Source organism: Novipirellula methanifontis, assembly GCF_052161655.1.
GTDB lineage: Bacteria > Planctomycetota > Planctomycetia > Pirellulales > Pirellulaceae > Novipirellula.
The window spans coordinates 7,861,601-7,877,521 of sequence record NZ_CP197418.1; the positions used below are offsets into that span (position 1 = coordinate 7,861,601).

At 53.4% G+C, this 15,921-nt stretch carries 13 protein-coding genes; 4 read left to right on the forward strand and 9 right to left on the reverse strand.

The window, feature by feature from the left end:
- Window positions 1–402: 402 nt before the first annotated feature.
- Window positions 403–1,443 (reverse strand): leucine-rich repeat domain-containing protein, encoded by a 1,041-nt coding sequence (locus SH528x_RS27860; protein ID WP_442506713.1) that lies wholly within the window; start codon window positions 1,441–1,443, stop codon window positions 403–405.
- 400 nt (window positions 1,444–1,843) lie between these two features.
- On the opposite strand from SH528x_RS27860, the gene SH528x_RS27865 reads away from it, so the two are divergent.
- A complete protein-coding gene (locus SH528x_RS27865) occupies window positions 1,844–3,196 on the forward strand; it encodes a M20 metallopeptidase family protein (protein ID WP_442506714.1) in 1,353 nt (450 codons plus the stop codon).
- Window positions 3,197–3,411: 215 nt separating this feature from the next.
- Here the strand turns inward: SH528x_RS27865 and SH528x_RS27870 are convergent, their stop codons facing one another.
- A complete protein-coding gene (locus SH528x_RS27870; RefSeq protein ID WP_442506715.1) occupies window positions 3,412–4,809 on the reverse strand; it encodes an RtcB family protein in 1,398 nt (465 codons plus the stop codon).
- Between the two features lie 359 nt (window positions 4,810–5,168).
- Here SH528x_RS27870 and SH528x_RS27875 point away from each other — a divergent pair, with 359 nt between their 5' ends.
- Window positions 5,169–6,677, forward strand: a complete 1,509-nt coding sequence (locus SH528x_RS27875) for a sulfatase-like hydrolase/transferase (RefSeq protein ID WP_442506716.1) — start codon at window positions 5,169–5,171, stop codon at window positions 6,675–6,677.
- 60 nt (window positions 6,678–6,737) lie between these two features.
- Here the strand turns inward: SH528x_RS27875 and SH528x_RS27880 are convergent, their stop codons facing one another.
- Complete coding sequence (locus SH528x_RS27880; RefSeq protein WP_442506717.1) at window positions 6,738–7,739, reverse strand: hypothetical protein; 1,002 nt, start codon at window positions 7,737–7,739, stop codon at window positions 6,738–6,740.
- A gap of 267 nt (window positions 7,740–8,006) precedes the next feature.
- Between SH528x_RS27880 and SH528x_RS27885 the strand changes: the two genes are divergently transcribed.
- Entirely contained in the window at window positions 8,007–8,960 is a 954-nt protein-coding gene (locus tag SH528x_RS27885; RefSeq protein ID WP_442512188.1) for an NAD(P)-dependent alcohol dehydrogenase, read from the forward strand.
- 34 nt (window positions 8,961–8,994) lie between these two features.
- On the opposite strand, the gene SH528x_RS27890 is transcribed toward SH528x_RS27885, so the two are convergent.
- Both SH528x_RS27890 and SH528x_RS27895 read right to left on the reverse strand, forming a co-directional pair.
- Window positions 8,995–9,660, reverse strand: a complete 666-nt coding sequence (locus SH528x_RS27890) for an esterase/lipase family protein (protein WP_442506718.1) — start codon at window positions 9,658–9,660, stop codon at window positions 8,995–8,997.
- The gene (locus tag SH528x_RS27895) at window positions 9,617–9,895 is read right to left on the reverse strand and encodes a hypothetical protein (protein ID WP_442506719.1); all 279 of its coding nucleotides are present in this window, start codon (window positions 9,893–9,895) and stop codon (window positions 9,617–9,619) included. Before SH528x_RS27895 ends, SH528x_RS27890 begins: the two co-directional genes overlap by 44 nt.
- A gap of 303 nt (window positions 9,896–10,198) precedes the next feature.
- On the opposite strand from SH528x_RS27895, the gene SH528x_RS27900 reads away from it, so the two are divergent.
- The gene (locus tag SH528x_RS27900) at window positions 10,199–10,468 is read left to right on the forward strand and encodes a hypothetical protein (RefSeq protein ID WP_442506720.1); all 270 of its coding nucleotides are present in this window, start codon (window positions 10,199–10,201) and stop codon (window positions 10,466–10,468) included.
- A 452-nt stretch (window positions 10,469–10,920) separates the two neighbouring features.
- Here the strand turns inward: SH528x_RS27900 and SH528x_RS27905 are convergent, their stop codons facing one another.
- The 4 genes from SH528x_RS27905 to SH528x_RS27920 all read right to left on the reverse strand — a co-directional run bounded on the left by SH528x_RS27905 (window position 10,921) and on the right by SH528x_RS27920 (window position 15,567).
- Window positions 10,921–11,319, reverse strand: coding sequence for a hypothetical protein (locus SH528x_RS27905; protein ID WP_442506721.1), 399 nt, complete (start codon window positions 11,317–11,319; stop codon window positions 10,921–10,923).
- A gap of 348 nt (window positions 11,320–11,667) precedes the next feature.
- Window positions 11,668–12,477, reverse strand: coding sequence for an SDR family oxidoreductase (locus tag SH528x_RS27910; RefSeq protein ID WP_442506722.1), 810 nt, complete (start codon window positions 12,475–12,477; stop codon window positions 11,668–11,670).
- A gap of 194 nt (window positions 12,478–12,671) precedes the next feature.
- On the reverse strand, window positions 12,672–13,928 hold the full coding sequence (locus SH528x_RS27915; protein ID WP_442506723.1) for a hypothetical protein: 1,257 nt from the start codon (window positions 13,926–13,928) through the stop codon (window positions 12,672–12,674).
- A gap of 178 nt (window positions 13,929–14,106) precedes the next feature.
- A complete protein-coding gene (locus tag SH528x_RS27920) occupies window positions 14,107–15,567 on the reverse strand; it encodes an OprO/OprP family phosphate-selective porin (protein WP_442506724.1) in 1,461 nt (486 codons plus the stop codon).
- Window positions 15,568–15,921: the final 354 nt, after the last annotated feature.

Here is a 15,921-nt window from a genome sequence, read left to right on the forward strand (position 1 = left end):
GAATGAAGGACAGACGAATCGTCCCTTTGAATTTATTCGTCTGTCCCAACATTCGTCTGTCAGAAATGTCTGGTCGCTGCCTGCAACTTGCTCACTCGACGGCGGGTTGCTTGTCACACTTGTTTATTTCTAAAAGGTTATGGGACGATTGCCGATGAAGCGGTTTGCTGCGGCTGGATGCACGCTATCGGCTTGGAAAGCCGAGCGACAATCGTCGACCCGGCATCGCAGCGACTGATGGCGTCCACATTTGGGCGAAAGCCGGCGCGTTTTAGCTACGTAACTGTGATTTAATGCTCGTTGCCACGCGCGCTGCGAAAGTACGCCCAATAAACGCTACTTTTGCGGAGCAAAAGGCGACTTTCGCTACGGGAACGCTGCTGCCGGATCTGACGAATCGGATCACTCGCCTTCGATGTACTTCAGCTGGATCTCGGTCTTGGGCAGCTTCTTCTTCAGCTTATCGACGCCCTCTTGAGTGACCGCGGTGCGAGTCACTTTCAGATCTTTCATCGCTGTCAGGCCTTCCAGGTGGACTAGTCCTGCGTCACTGATTTGTGTCGATCCCAGATGCAAGAATGTCAATTTCTTCAGGTCACTCAGGTATGGCATCCCCTCATCGGTGAGACGAGTGTTATCCAAGTTCAATGACTCGAGCGAAGTCAGGCCCTTGAGAGGCTCGATACCCGCATCCGAAATATTGACTCGCCACAAATTCAGTTTCTTGAGCCTTTTCAGTTCACTCAGCGGCTGCATTGCATCATCAAACAACTGAGCACACTCGCTGATGTCGAGCTCTTCAAGGTTCTTTAGCTTCGGCAGCTCCGCCATTCCCATCGCATCGATCTGGTTTTTTGCCAAACGAACTTTCTTCAAATTAGGAAAGTTTGCCAGGATCGTAATGGCATCGTTACCAATCGTGGTTTCAGCCATATAAAGCTCTTGCAGGTTTTTCAGTCCCGTCAATGACTGCAGCCCGTCTTCGCTAATCCACAAAAAGTCGATCGCCAATACTTTTAGGTTTCCAAGTTTCGCAACGTGCTGCATGCCGTCGTCGTCAACGGAGCAGTCGCCGCTTTTGCCGGACAGTCGCAGCGCTTTCAAGTTGGAAAGCGGCGTCAGATTGGCTAGTCCCGCATTTCCGATTTTGCAATCCCGCAAATCAACGTTTTCCAGAGTTGCGACCTCGGCGAGTGTTTTCAGTCCCTCGTCGCTGATTCCCGTGCCGCCAAGCAACACTGAACGCACTCGCTTGAGTGGCTTCAGCAATGCGAGCTGCGAGTCATCGATCGACGTGCCACGGAAATCGACTTCCACAATCGCTCCATCCGCATCCTTCTTCACTTTTGCCGATGTTGCCTCAATCGCAGCAACCGCACCGGGATCGTCTGTGACTTTGGGCTGGACTTTCACAGCAGCAGCGGCGGGTGGAACGGAATCCACTGGTTCCTGTTTCGAATCGCAACCTGTACTCACAAAGAAGCAGCCGCAAAGAACCAGAGATGCAAACGGGAGTGATGTAATTCGCATAAGTCAAACTAGGTGGGTAAAAGTGGGATAGGCTTCTAGCCTGTCGTGTAAATCAGCCTGAGAGTGCTATGTCAGGGCTGAAGACTCAGGATCGGCCGTAGCGGAAGTCGTGCGTGACTTTCGTTGTCAGCATAAACCGGTTGGATGACAGATCGTAGCAGACCGTTCAAAAATTGCATGGCGTCATGCAGGGGGTAGGACGTTGTTATTCCAACAAGGGCGGATGAACTCGCGTAATCATAGCAGACGCAACAACGAACGTTTAGAATACACACCCTGGCATTGTTCCCAAATCCTCGACAAAGGTTCTTTCATGCGTGTTCGTACTTGTACCGCGATCGTTCTGCTGGCAGTTCTACTCGGCAATGGGACGATGGACACGTCGAGGGTCCAGGCAGAAGCGCCAGCCGTATCTACTGTCGCCACATCCTCTCCCGCGAACTGGTTCGAGCAAAATCAAGACAATTTTCTCGATCTGTATCGTTGGCTGCATCAACACCCCGAGCTTTCCTTTGAAGAAGAACAAACAGCCGCGAAGTTAGCGGGAATTTGGAAACAACTAGGTTTTGAAATGACCACCAGCGTGGGAGGCCACGGAATCGTGGGTGTCATGCAGAACGGAAATGGACCAGTCGTGATGATCCGCACCGATTTGGATGGGTTGCCAGTGACCGAACAGACACCGGTTCCTTTTGCATCGACCGTCCAAGCGACTCGCGAAGACGGCAGCAGCACGGGAGTAATGCATGCCTGTGGTCACGACATCCACATGACGAATGTGACGGCGGTGGGACGTTACATGAGCGAACACCGAGACCAATGGTCGGGAACGCTGATCATGATCGGTCAACCAGCCGAAGAACTCGGCGAGGGAGCCAAAGCGATGCTAAAAGATGGCTTGTTTGAAAGGTTTCCCAAACCCGATTATGCGTTGGCCATTCACGTCAGCGCCGACAAGCCAACCGGCGCGATCAGCTTGATGCCCGGTTACTCGTTAGCCAACGTCGATAGCGTCGACATCACGGTCAAGGGACGCGGCGGGCATGGATCGGCACCCCATTCGACGATTGACCCGATCGTGCAAGCAGCGGAGTTAGTTTTGTCGCTGCAGATGATCGTTAGCCGCGAGGTCAAACCGATCGAGCCTGCGGTGGTGACCGTCGGTTCGATTCATGGCGGAACGAAACATAATGTGATCGGCGACGATTGCAAGTTGCAATTGACCGTACGAAGTTACAGCGAAGAAGTTCGACAACAAGTGCTCGCCGCCATCCGTCGACGCGCATTGGCGGTAGCGATGGCACACAACGCAGAAGAGCCCGATGTCATTATCAGCCAAGGGACACCGTCGTTGCGAAACGATGACGAGTTGACGGCGCGAATGACGAAGCTATTTTCCGATGTACTGGGGGTCGAGAACATGGTGCCGGGCGAACAATCGATGGGAGGCGAGGACTTTAGCCGCTATGGGATCGCCGGAGTGCCGATCTTGATGTACTCGGTCGGCTCGGTCAGCAAGCCAAGACTCGATCGATTCGAGCAACTTGGTATTCCCGCACCATCGCTGCATTCGGGAGTCTATTATCCGGATGCTCCTGAGACGCTAAAGACCGCGTTTACCACGATGACCGCATCGCTATTGGACCTGATGAAGCCGTCGCCTTAACCCCGTAGGCCGGACCAAGGCCGCAGACGAACGATGTTTCGCATTCCAACCACAGCGGCCGCAGTTCCGGCATGACGCCACGTCGTGACTAAGCAGTTAGGCAGAAGACTTTCAGTAAATTGGCCGTTTTGGCGCTAGCCACGGTTCCGGCGCTGAACCGGGGCTAGCGCCAAAACGGCTAACTGGATTTCACCCAATGATTCCTGCCTATCTGCTTAGTCTTCGGGACGTTCGCCGGCGGGCGCCATCTTGACCAATTTAGGATCAAAACGAGCAACGGTTTGGACCAAATCTTGTTGCGATGCCATCACCGCGTCGATGTCTTTGTAGGCCATCGGAACTTCGTCCAATCCCGCCGACATCAGCGTTACGCCACGCTTGGCCAAAAACTGCTTAACGTCTTTCCAATTGAATTGCCGCTTCGCTGCCGTTCGGCTCATTTTGCGGCCTGCACCGTGCGACGCACTTCGCAGCGATGACGCGACACCTTTGCCACGAACAACGTAACCGGGTGCCCCCATCGAACCGGGGATGATCCCCAATACTCCGGCGCCTGCGGGCGTAGCTCCCTTGCGATGGACGATCAATTCTTCGCCTCCATGTTTTTCTTTCCAAGCGAAATTGTGGTGGTTTTCCACATCCAGCATGACATCGACGCCAAGGTGCTTGGCGATCGCTTTGTGAATGCAGGCATGATTCGCCGCCGCATATTCGCCCATCAAATTCATTGCTGCCCAATATTCGGCGCCCGCTTGTGAATCGAGGTCCAGCCAAGCGAGGTTGACTAATTCGCGAGGCAGTTCGGGATGCATTTGCTTGGCCACACGGCTGTAGTAATCGCATACCGCCGCCCCGGTGCCTCGCGACCCGCTGTGACTGAGCAGTGCCAAGTACTGCCCCGATTGCAGCCCGAGATCATCATCGGAGAGCGTCAGAATTCCGAACTCGACAAAGTGGTTTCCACTTCCGCTGGTTCCTAATTGTTTCCAGGCCTTGTCACGGTTCATTTTCGTGATATGCGACACGCTCCAATCGGCATCCATCACGTCATGCTCTCGAGGTTTGCGAAACCGAGCTCCGATGCCAAACTGAGTCTCACGTTCAATTGCGTCCCGCAATCGGTCTTGTTGTTTGTCCAGTGCGGTCGTCGGCAAATCCAAGACCGTCATTTTCATACGGCAAGCGATATCGACGCCGACAGCGTAGGGGATCACACAATCTTTGGTAGCCAAAACACCGCCGATGGGTAATCCGTAACCTTGATGCGCGTCCGGCATTAACGCGCCGCTGACCGAGATCGGCAATTGACACGCATTGGCCATCTGTTGGACGGCCGTCGATTCGAGATCATCACCCCATTGTTGCCAAGGCGCAGGTTGCTCGCGACCGACGTAGCGAGATTGCGCAGCGAACACTCCCGTCAACTCCGCTGCCAGTTTCCCCCAAATTTCATGTTCCAGAAAAGAATTGGGTGAGTCGACCACTTTCGCGACCGCGTCGCGTAATTCCGCTCGCTGCAAACCGGATTCCGCCGCCGTCTTGATCGTGTCTTTGGCGATTTGCATCGCCGGTCCTTTGGGAACGCCAAGGTTGCTGAGTTCGCGTGTTTTCATTTTGTTGTTCCCATTGCGTCCATTGCCCGAATCCGTCGCTGCCGTTGCTGTACAAGTCAAGCGGATCAACCGCCCCCTATGGATCTAGACAACGATTACGCAAGCAGGCTCGCTTTCTTTTTATCAAAAACAAAAATGGCTTGCTGTTTTTCACCGCATCGCAATACAGGTTTGTGAGACTTTGTATGCTCGTTGGCCGTTGATTTAGTGAGCCGCTCGCGCGTGAGCGGCCGGGTCTGACGCATTACCCTGTGCCTTATGGATGCGGCCTTACGGCCCATGGCTCACGGTTGTGGATTAATATATTGGTCAGCCACTGAGAAATTTTTAACATGCGAATTTGCCCCGCACAGGACATCATGAGCTCAAAACCAAACGACAACGCGGCGACCGCTTTCTCGCTGCCATTACGATCCTTTTCTGCGGCGATCGTCGCATTCGCTGCATTTTTCGGAGTCTGTCACAGTGGCGTGTCGGCCGAGTCGGCTGAGCATCCCAATTTGCTGATCGTGTTAGCGGATGACATGGGGTACGGCGATCTTGGCTACACAGGCAGTCAACATTTGCAGACGCCACATCTTGATTCATTGGCGAGATCGGGGGTCTTTTGTAGCGAGGCGTATGTCACCAGCTCGGTCTGCTCGCCATCGCGAGCCGGACTTTTGACTGGACGCGATCCTCGTCGCTTTGGTTACGAATCGAATTTGAACCAATCCGCTGCCGCCGACGGAACTCGCCCCGAGTTGCTGGGATTGCCGCCGAGCGAACACACGTTGGGGGATCAACTTCACTCGGCCGGTTACGCCACCGCACTGGTTGGCAAGTGGCACTTGGGCAGCGAGGACGCACATCACCCCAACGCACGCGGTTTTGACCATTTCTGTGGCATGTTGGTCGGCAGCCACAATTACTTTCCCACACCGCAGAAGCACCAATTGCAGCGTAATGGAGAACCGCTTCGCGAGTTTTCCAGCCCCTATCTGACCGACTTCTTTACTGACGAGGCACTTCGCTGGATCCAAACTCAGCACGATTCCACCGAAGCGAAGCCTTGGATGTTAATGTTGTCCTATAACGCGCCTCATACTCCGATGCAGGCAACCCATCAGGACCTGGCAAAGTTCGCTCACATCAGCGACCCCAAACGTCGCACTTATGCCGCGATGATGTACGCATTGGATCGAGGAGTGGGACGCGTGCGGTCGTATCTGGAAGAAACCGGTCAACTCGAGCAGACCTTGATCGTGTTTTTCTCGGACAACGGCGGCGCCACCAATAACGCCAGTTGGAATGGGCCACTTTCGGGTGCCAAAGGATGTATGCGAGAAGGGGGCGTTCGCGTGCCGATGATTTGGTCGTGGCCTGGGCAGTTACCTGCAGGCAAACGAACCGATGCGGTGGTCTCGAGCCTGGATGTGTTGCCGACGTTCATGGCAGCGGCCGGAGCGGATCTGTTGCCACTGAAACCAGCTCCTTCGCATGAAGACAAACGTAATCGCCGTCGTGCCGAGGAAAAATACGGAGCCTACGATGGCATCAATTTGTTGCCTCAGCTTCGTGGACAATCGGATCCGGCTCGTCGCACCCTTTATTGGCGACTGCAAGGCCAGAGGGCGATTCGCGATGGCCAGGACAAACTGATTACGCTGTCGCATCGTCCCGCTCAATTATTTCAAGTCGACACCGATCTTGCCGAAGCCGACGACCGTTTTGATGCCGACCGTTCGCGCGGCGAACAGCTCTACCAAATGTTGGGAGAATGGGAAGCGTCTCTGGCAACGGTCCCGCTGTGGGGATCCTCGCCAACTTGGAATGCCGACAGTGCGAAGAACTACGACAATTGGGGCGTAAAGCCAGAACCGCAATAGTGTCGCAATCGATGTGATTGTCGCAGGCAAAGTGAATGTGCTGGCGGAATTCTGAACCCACTACCTAGGTGCCAGTTCACGTCGCTGAACCCATCCTCGCATTTCAAAACCAGCAATTCGCCAGCGAAGGAAACACCAACGCAAAACGAAGTAGCTGGTGACGCCTTCGAAAGCATGGCGAATAATAGATTCAAACCAATCCATGTCCACAAAGGACTGCCTGTCCGTCATGATCCACATGTACGCCAATTCGGCAACGACAGAAAGCGTCACCGACAAAAGCACCAACGCGATGGCCCTACGGTGTCGACTCAGGCTGCTTAAGGCGGCGGCCCACAGCACTATCAGATCGACCCCGATATTGACGCCATGGTAGACCATCATGACCAGATCATTCGGCGGATAGTAAACTGTGACGGTGCCGCCGATTTCCGTTTCAAAAAGCTTACGCATCCCCTGGTACAACGCCAGCATTAACGCCACCAAAAGCGTTAGGAAAATGAAACCCGCGATGCTCCAGTGTTGATTCGGTGGCGGAAATTGCTTGCCCTGCAGCTCTTCGTCCAAAGAGTCGAGCAGGCGAAACTGCCAAAGTCGACCGGGGATACGCATGCCTAGCAAATAGAGTGGGATCACCATCAGATAGAAGGCCATTGTCAGGGCAAGCAGAAAGAACCACTGCTCACCAAACATCTCCCAAATATCGGTGTCCATGTACGGGTACAGATTTGCCACCACATAGCACCCCACCAGCACTGCGAACCACTTCCAAGACGACCGATGAGGTACTGGCCACTGCCACCAAACCGCAATTTGTAGTGCAGCGGCGACAATGATACCGTTGGAGATCGCGGTCAATCCCGTCGAGAGCATCAAGATGAACGTGGTCTCTCCGGACATGACATCCAAAAATATGGAATTGCACACCCACGCGGCGGCGACAGCGACACACCAAGCGGCGACCATGGCTGCAACCGTCGTGATAAAATAACGACGACGAGTCCGCTCTCGATCACGGAGTTTGATTGCCGTGTCGAATTGTTCTTGCTCAAGACTACTCATTCGTTTCAGCCTAACACAAATAAAAGCCGCACAATTCATTGATGACTTCTGCTCAGGACGTCTACTCAGGCTCGAAGCCGAGCGTGATCGGGCGCAGTAACGCTGGTACGTGAATTGCACCTTCGTCATTTCTTGTTCGTTCACGTCAGATTCAGTCGCATATCGCACACGGTGTGAGCAATGCCTAGCCGCGACTTGAATCATTGAGTTCTTGAATTTTGTTTTAGAGGATTGACTGCTGTGAATCACCACCCTGCCGATGAGACAATGCAAGCCGTCGTGTACGACGACTACGGCGACGCCGATGTACTGCATTTAGCCAGTCTCCCCATTCCGCGTCGGCTTCCCGGTCAAGTGTTGATCAAGGTATTGGCGTCGAGCGTCAATCCAATCGACTATCGTCTTCGCAGCGGCGAAATGAAAGGGTTGCTGCCGGGCGGATTTCCAAGAGTTCCGGGCTACGACGTCGCAGGCGTGATTGCCGATTGTGCTGACGACGCGCCATTTTCGCCTGGCGATCGAGTGATCGCGTTTCTCGACCATGCCCGTGGGGGCGCGCTCGCCGATTACGCTGTGTGTGCCGTCGGCGTCACTGCAAAGATCCCAGACTCGATGACGATCGAAGAAGCCGCCGCCATCCCGTTGGCGGGCACGACCGCGCTGCAATCGCTGCGAGATCATGGCAATATGGAACCGGGCGACCACGTGCTCGTCAACGGTGCAAGTGGAGGCGTCGGAATGTTCGCGGTTCAGATTGCCAAGGCCTTCGGATGCCATGTTGATGCCGTCGCCAGTGGTGACAACGAAGCGTTTTGCATGTCACTCGGAGCCGATCATTTCTACGACTACGAAAAAGTCGACTTTACCGAATCCAGCGAACGCTGGGATCTGATCTTCGATGCCGCCGGAAAATCAGGCTATTTCGAATCACGTGATGTGCTCAACCCCGGCGGTCGATATGTCTCGACCGAGCCTGATGTCAAAGGCATGCTGATGACGCTTGTCACGTGGCCGTTGTCGAAGTCGGGGACGGTGATGTTGGCAAAACCGTGCGGCGACGATCTTCGCAAACTGATCGATTTGTACGAACAGGGAAAACTGACGATCACCATCGATAGCTGTTTTGACTTAGCTCATGCGGCCGCGGCGCATCAACGCGTGGAAAAGGGAGTCGATCAAGGTAAAGTCGTGCTCGTGAACGAACACAATACGAATCCTTAACCGCGTCTCAACCAATCAATCCTTAGCTACTCACTTAGCTACTCAGATCCTTTTTTACTTGCCGCCACAGATTCGGTTGCCAGAGCACGGAGTTATGCATCCCTAACACCGTTGTCTCTTTTAGCGATGGATGGGGATCAGGAATATACCGCGGCACAAGCAGCTCGCCACTCGCCCAAATGACACGGTGAGTGATCGAGGGGGCGGATGGCAAGGGGACTTCGGCAAGGCTCTGGTTCGACATCACTGACAACTCAGGTAAAACCCGACGGGTTAATTGCGACATAAACGAAGCAACCACAATTCGAGTCGTGACAGGACAGATCGATACGACTCGAGTCGGTGGATGATGCTCGATTCGTTGAAGTGCCGAACGGGCGATCCAATCACCGAAACTATGTGTGACAATTGCAAGATGCTGAGAGTGACTTCGGCGAGATTGGATTTCAGACGCAAGCGAACGAATGGTTGCCTCGATATCCGTAAAGACGCGTGGATAATCCCAACGAACCACACTGTCCACTTCGTTGGTCAAACTATGAGCTAGCGGCCACATCATCCATGCAGGTGACATAAATCCCGGAACGAGGATCGCGGTGTCGATTGGCACCTCACTAGGCAGCGACAATTGGGGACGCGACTGATCTTCAGGGAACTTATTCGGCTCGGCGGACGAATCGGCAAAATCGGCTGAGCTCATCGTTGGCTGCTTTTTCCTCGTGAAGAAAGGCAAGTTTTTCGGAATCGAATTTCTCGAAAAACATCTCCCATGGAATCGTCGACAAACGATCGTTTCGCGAGCCGTGCGGAAAGTCGATCCGTAGCAGACCTGCCGATTCGCTGTCGTCCGCTGTTGATTCTACCGTGGCGGGGACTCCGCCGCGTTCCTCTACCCATTTGCGAATCGTGTTATGGTCCGTGGTGGTGTTCGCCATTTTAATTCTCCTTTGAACAGTCAAAAAACTGATGATTATTTCATCAATCATGCAAATCACTTGCCAAAGGCACATTGATTGCTTCGACATTCTTAATCAGTGAATGTGAATGGTTCACCATTTATCTAGGTCGCTTGAATGAAAAGACTGCGTGAGAATCCAGTCGCGAAAGGAAGACCCGGTTGGATGTGAACACTACTAACACAACCGTTGTCCGGGGGGATCAACATGCGAGTGATAGTCTTTTTCCAGCGAATAATGGAGCAAGTGTTCCGCGTCCGGCCGAGCGTAAAAACCTCGTATGTGGACGTCCAAATAAATCAAGACGAGATTGAATTCATTGGCGGCCCGTTCGATGGTTTAATCCAGCCATGCTCAAAGGTCGATAAAGTACCTCGCTCTGTTTGGTTAGCGTTCAGCATTGCAACGCTTCGTTATCTCGGAGGCGAGCGAATGTACGAGTCATCCGATGTGCGAAGTGCGGCACTGTATCGACTCGAGCGTCGCGGCGGCAAGCCACGCTATCTGTTTGTTGAACAACAGATTCTCGATGGCGGCAGCCTCGCCCAATAGAAGTGGGATAGGCTTCCAGCCTGTCGTTATCTTCGTCTGCTATAAAGGCCGGGCCGAGTAAGTTTTTGTGCGGCATGTCAAGATGGTCAACATGATTCACCTGATCACAGCGGTGAGCCGTGGGCCGTAAGGCACCGGGTAATGGCGAATGACGTGGGACCCGGCCGCTCACGCGTCACGGCTCACTAAACCGACAGCCCGCAAGCATTACCAAAGTAGATGGCATTGGCTATCGCGTCAGCTCACACGAGGTCCGACGCGTTAGCGTCATCTACCGAACAACCTGCTGAACGTTGTCGCGACGTCAAAACTTCACAGATTGCTGACTGAGATTGCGCCGTTGACAGGCTGGAAGCCTATCCCACAAAAAAACGCGTAGCGGAAGTCGCTACGCGTTTTCGTTTTTTGGCAAATGACTTAATCACTTGCGTGTCGCTACCAGAAGCGACAGCTTATTCGATTTCGTTGACGGCATCGTCGTCGTCAAGCTCTTCGAGTTGATCGGCTTTTTTCTCACCTTCAGACTCGATCTGATCTGCCTTGTTCTCGCCTTGCTCTTCGAGTTGATCAGCCTTCATTTCGCCACGCTCTTCAATAGCGTCGGCTTTTTCTTCGGCGTGATCCTCAAGTGCAGGCTTGGCGGACTCGTAGCGGTCACGCACGTTTTCTGCTGTTTGTTGGCTTTCTTCGCGAATCGCATCTGCGGTGGCTTGCGTGTTATCGCGAACGTCCGACGCGTACTCTTGAGTCGAGTCGCGAACGGCATCAGCTCGTTCGTCGGTCACGCTGTCGTTACATCCCGCAGCTGCCAAACACACCGACAGTGCCAAAGTAGAGATTGCAAGTTTCATTGTTTCGTTCCTAGATCTTCGAGGGTGGAGGTTTTAAATCTAATTGGGCAAACACGCTGAGGATTGACGCCCACTTTCGCCATCGTCACCGTTTGGGCTTGCCATGGGAGCACTGCAGACGCAAGCGGCGTGCCACATCAATCAAATTTGTTTTCGCTTACTAATTGCTTTGCGAATGTGTCGAATTAGCGGAGTTTGGTTGAGCAAGCTCTGTCGAATTCGCTTTAATTGAAACGATATCCAAATCGATTGGTCATTTATCGTCTCGGATGCTTGGTTATCATCCAATCGGCCGCTGCGGTGTTGTCTAAACTGCGGTGTTGTCTAGACACGGTGCCAACTGGCCGTTTATGACTTCAGATAGATTTCGCGGAATCCGGACGCAGCCAACGGGGCGGCCGCTTCGTAGCCCCCGTCGACCGTCCAGCGTGACCCTGTGACGAAACCGCTCTTCTCGCTCGCTAAAAACTCAATCACCGAGGCGACTTCATCGGGATAACCAGGGCGGCGAACCGGTATCGCTGGCCGTTTTGCGTCAGCAATGTCATCAGCCGACATGTTGTTCATCGGGGTCGCGATCTCTCCGGGTGCGACTGCGTTAACAGTGACATTTAGCGGCGACAGGTCCAAAGACAAGCATTTAACCAAGCCCCCCAACGCGTGTTTGGTCATCGTGTAAAGCGTGTCGTTCGGATTCGCAATCTGTTCGTGGACGCTCGTCACCACGATGATTCGTCCCGGCGTTTCACGAGCGGGGCCATCGATTCCGTTTGGCAGCAGATGCTTGACGCTCCGCTGGATTGCCATCATTGCACCAAACGCGTTCACGTTGAAAATCTTGTACGTGGTTTCCAGATCAATGTGTGGAATCTTTTGCTGGACCATCATCCCCGCATTGCTGATCATCACATCCAATCCCCCCAATTCGTCGACCATCTCGTCAACACAAGGGTTGGCGGTCTCGGGGAATGACAAATCAAGTTGTTTGATCACGCAGCGACGTCCCAACGCTTCGACATCTTTTGCAGTTTGTTTTGCTTCGTCTTCGCCGGCCACGTAAGTAATCGCGACATCGTAGCCCGCTTTTGCCAAAGTGACCGCAGTCGCACGTCCGATGCCGGTGCTGCCTCCGGTGATAATTGCTTTGCGTGAATTCATCTTGTTTGTCTTTGTGCTAGAGATCCGTCGCAATCACCACAAAAAACCGCAGGGCGATGGTGGGGGCGACGTGTTTTGCAAATGCCCTCGTTTGAGTAAAGCATCGGTGGCAAAAGCCATGCCATCGCGGAGTCGTCTGCGATCAGTCACATTTTGCTAAGTGCATCCAGCCGCGAGATGGCACCACCAATTTGCTAGATTTCTTCGTCGACAAAGATGATATGACGAAAATAGTGCTGCGATTCAAAACTGGCCCCCAGAGCACCGATCAGCAAGCTCAGTGACGCAGCAAATACGGCCATGTAAGGTCGATCAAACGCGTTGAGTTGACGAGCATTATGAATCGTCGAAGATGCCCAAGTCGCAATCAACTCATTGGGAAACAGAAAGTGTGCAAGGAGAACACCGACCAGAAACAAGGCCATCCATGTGGTCGCCATTCCCACGAACACGATCCCAAACGCAGCGACGGAGGTGACGACGGATTGTTCGCTACGCCTCGTCCCACGACGTACTAACAATTGTTGACGCAGAACCACGTAGATCGTCGTCGACAGCATGGTGACCAGAAACAGAACACTCACTTTTCCGCTCCCCTGGGCAAGCGCCAAATCCCACGCTTCGGCGGTCATCAACAGGATGGCGAGCGTGGAAAACGCAGCGATCGTCAATCGACTTAGCCGCTGGGGAAACTGCCACGGACGGGCTGCCCAAATCGCTTGATGAATTTCCTTGCGGTTGATCCAGGCGGCGCGCAGTGCAAACATCGGGTAGCCCAACCGCCGCCCCGCCCCTTCTTCGAGACGTTGGTCGGCAATCTCAGTCAACGCTTTTCGCTGACGGGCCAGGCTCTCTTTATCAATCCCGGCCATCAAGTCGAGTGCTTGCGCGTTGGGTGGATGATACAACAGATCGTTCGGGTGATCACTCTTGGGCAGACCGGTCAAGTGACCCATGCTGTGCAACATCAATCGGCTCAAGCGACGTGCGATCCGCTCAATTCGTTCTTCCGGATTTGCCTCGACCCCCAATGCCTGTGGATCAATCAGCGACATCGAGATAATCGCGGTATCCAGTGGCCGGCTTAATGCAGCAAAGCAGTAGGACGAATAGTTGCCGACAAGTTCGGCGGCAGTCAACACAAAGGCAAAGTCCCAGTGCCGTGAATCTCGTTCTTCCACTGCCTGTTGAAGCAACAAGCTCGGTTCGATACGCCCGTTAACCCCCATACTCGCCCCCGCCAACTCGGGACGTTTGATTTCAAAAAAATTAAACCGAAAGGCGGGAAACAACTCCGATAGACGGGCGTCCGTCTGTTCGACCGCTAACTTCGCCGCTTGAGAATCGATCGTATCGAGCGGGCCAGCGACAATCACGCCAATTTCAATCAGGCTGCTAGAAGCAGTCTCATTGAGATCACGAATTGGTTCAGCGTGTTTCAGTTCGGTCATAAAAACGGAGATCCGCTGCGTTAATCGCAGTTAGCCATCAAAGGAACACACGGAATTAACTCGGGGGATAAGTGCAAAGCTCGTCGCCATTGTAGAACAATTTGACAAATGAAGTGGGATTCAAGCCTTAGCTGCATTCGCCAGAATGTGGTCCACCGCGAACGCGACGGCAGCTTCATCAAAAGTCGAGCTGTGCTCGCATCGCATAGATGTCGGCATCACTCTCGCCATTGATGGGGCTGTCGAGCATGGCGTGAATGTAATTGAATTGGAATTTTGTGTAGGGATTCAAGTACCAATTCAATCCCGCTGTCAGATCGTTCAAGCGGCCTCCTTGAATATTTTCGTCATTCAAATCGATGTATGACCATCGTCCGGCGACCTCCCACGCTCCGATACCGTTTTCGGCGCCGACGCTGCGATTGGGGCTGACACGTCCAAACACTCCGTTCTTGCCGTTGTATTTTCGCGTCTCACCTGTCAAGAAATAACCGGCTTGAGCATAAGCACCTGGCAATGTGATCGTAGGAGCTGCCGATTGGTTAACGACTGCGTAAATCGCTTCACTCTGCGCATAGAACGATCCGTATGCCATCGCGAGTTCCGCGTTAAACAGGTTTGCGTTGTCCGCAGCGAAAGCCCCCGTGTCAACAAACGGCGGCACATTGGATGGGACACCCGATGGAACTCCACCGCCTGTTTCGCCGACAAAGACTTCGGGTTGATTGCGAAATTGGAATTGATCGTTCGACGGATCGATGAAACTATATCCACCACCGATGTGGACGAGTCCGTTTCCATCGCCACGATTGACTAGTAATCCGGTCAAGCGAGTCGCCATGCCATAACCACCGTTGTCGCCCACGTTACCACCGAATGTATCTGTGGGGAACCGGAAACCCGAAATCGCCCACGTAGCGACTTCATCTTTGCTGTTGCCATAGAGCATCGCACCAATTTGACGAAACGGCAGGAACGCGAAAGGCAATCCACGCTCGAGGAACGTCATTTCTCGGACACTGGTCAGGCCGTCCATTCCGAAAGGTTGGCGGAACTGACCAATCCGCAGGTTGTTGGATCCGACGACGTCGTCAATATCCAACCACACATCCATGAAGCTAGGACGCCCTGGAAAGGCAAAGTCCATTTCGAGCATGTAGCTGACATTATCCCACGCTTGTCCGGTCGCAGCTAAACGAGCTCGGCGAAAATCGGCACCGTCTTGGACGTCTCCATCGGCAGCAACCCCGCCGCCGACGGCTTGCATATTGGCAAAGTCTTGGTGAAAACCAACCGCATCGACCTGCAAGAATCCGGTGATACGGGACGTCGGATATTTCGGCTGAGGTGTTTCCGGTGGACAGCAGATCATCGGTGATTGTGAGAACTGTGCCATCGAAGCATCGGACTGAAGGGCCCTGGCCGCCTTCAGCTCGTCAATCTGCTGCTGCATCCGCTGAAGTTCGAGGTGGACGTCGTTGGACAAAATCATGCCGTCGGTAACGACAGGGGACTGCGCAGTCGCAGACGTCTGAAAACAGGCGGCCGCTAAAGCGATTGCGACCAGTGTTTTCAATCGTGCGAGGGGCCGTAATCGGCCGCGAGTGCGACGTTCTCGATCCTGAAGTTGGCAATCCATTGCCGTAGTCTCCATTGAGGGTGCCGTACAGAACCAACCACAATTCGCATTGAAAATCGGGTGAGGTACCATCCAAGCGATACAGATATCGTTAATGGGTCGGCTTGAGCACTCGTTAAAATGAAGCCTAGGATGACGATTTGCTACAACCTGCACTTAAATATTAGGGTGCTGCAAGAGTGTGCATGAACTCTGCAATCCTTTGCACAATGCGGAGGGAAAATCGCATTATCATGGACCTTGTAACTGCCTTGTTGCGGAATTTCAACAATTTTGAAAGACTTCGCAGTCCTCACCAATGACGGTTCGCCACAATCGGTCTGTCCCTTAGAATCGTTCCATTTTCCTATTTGG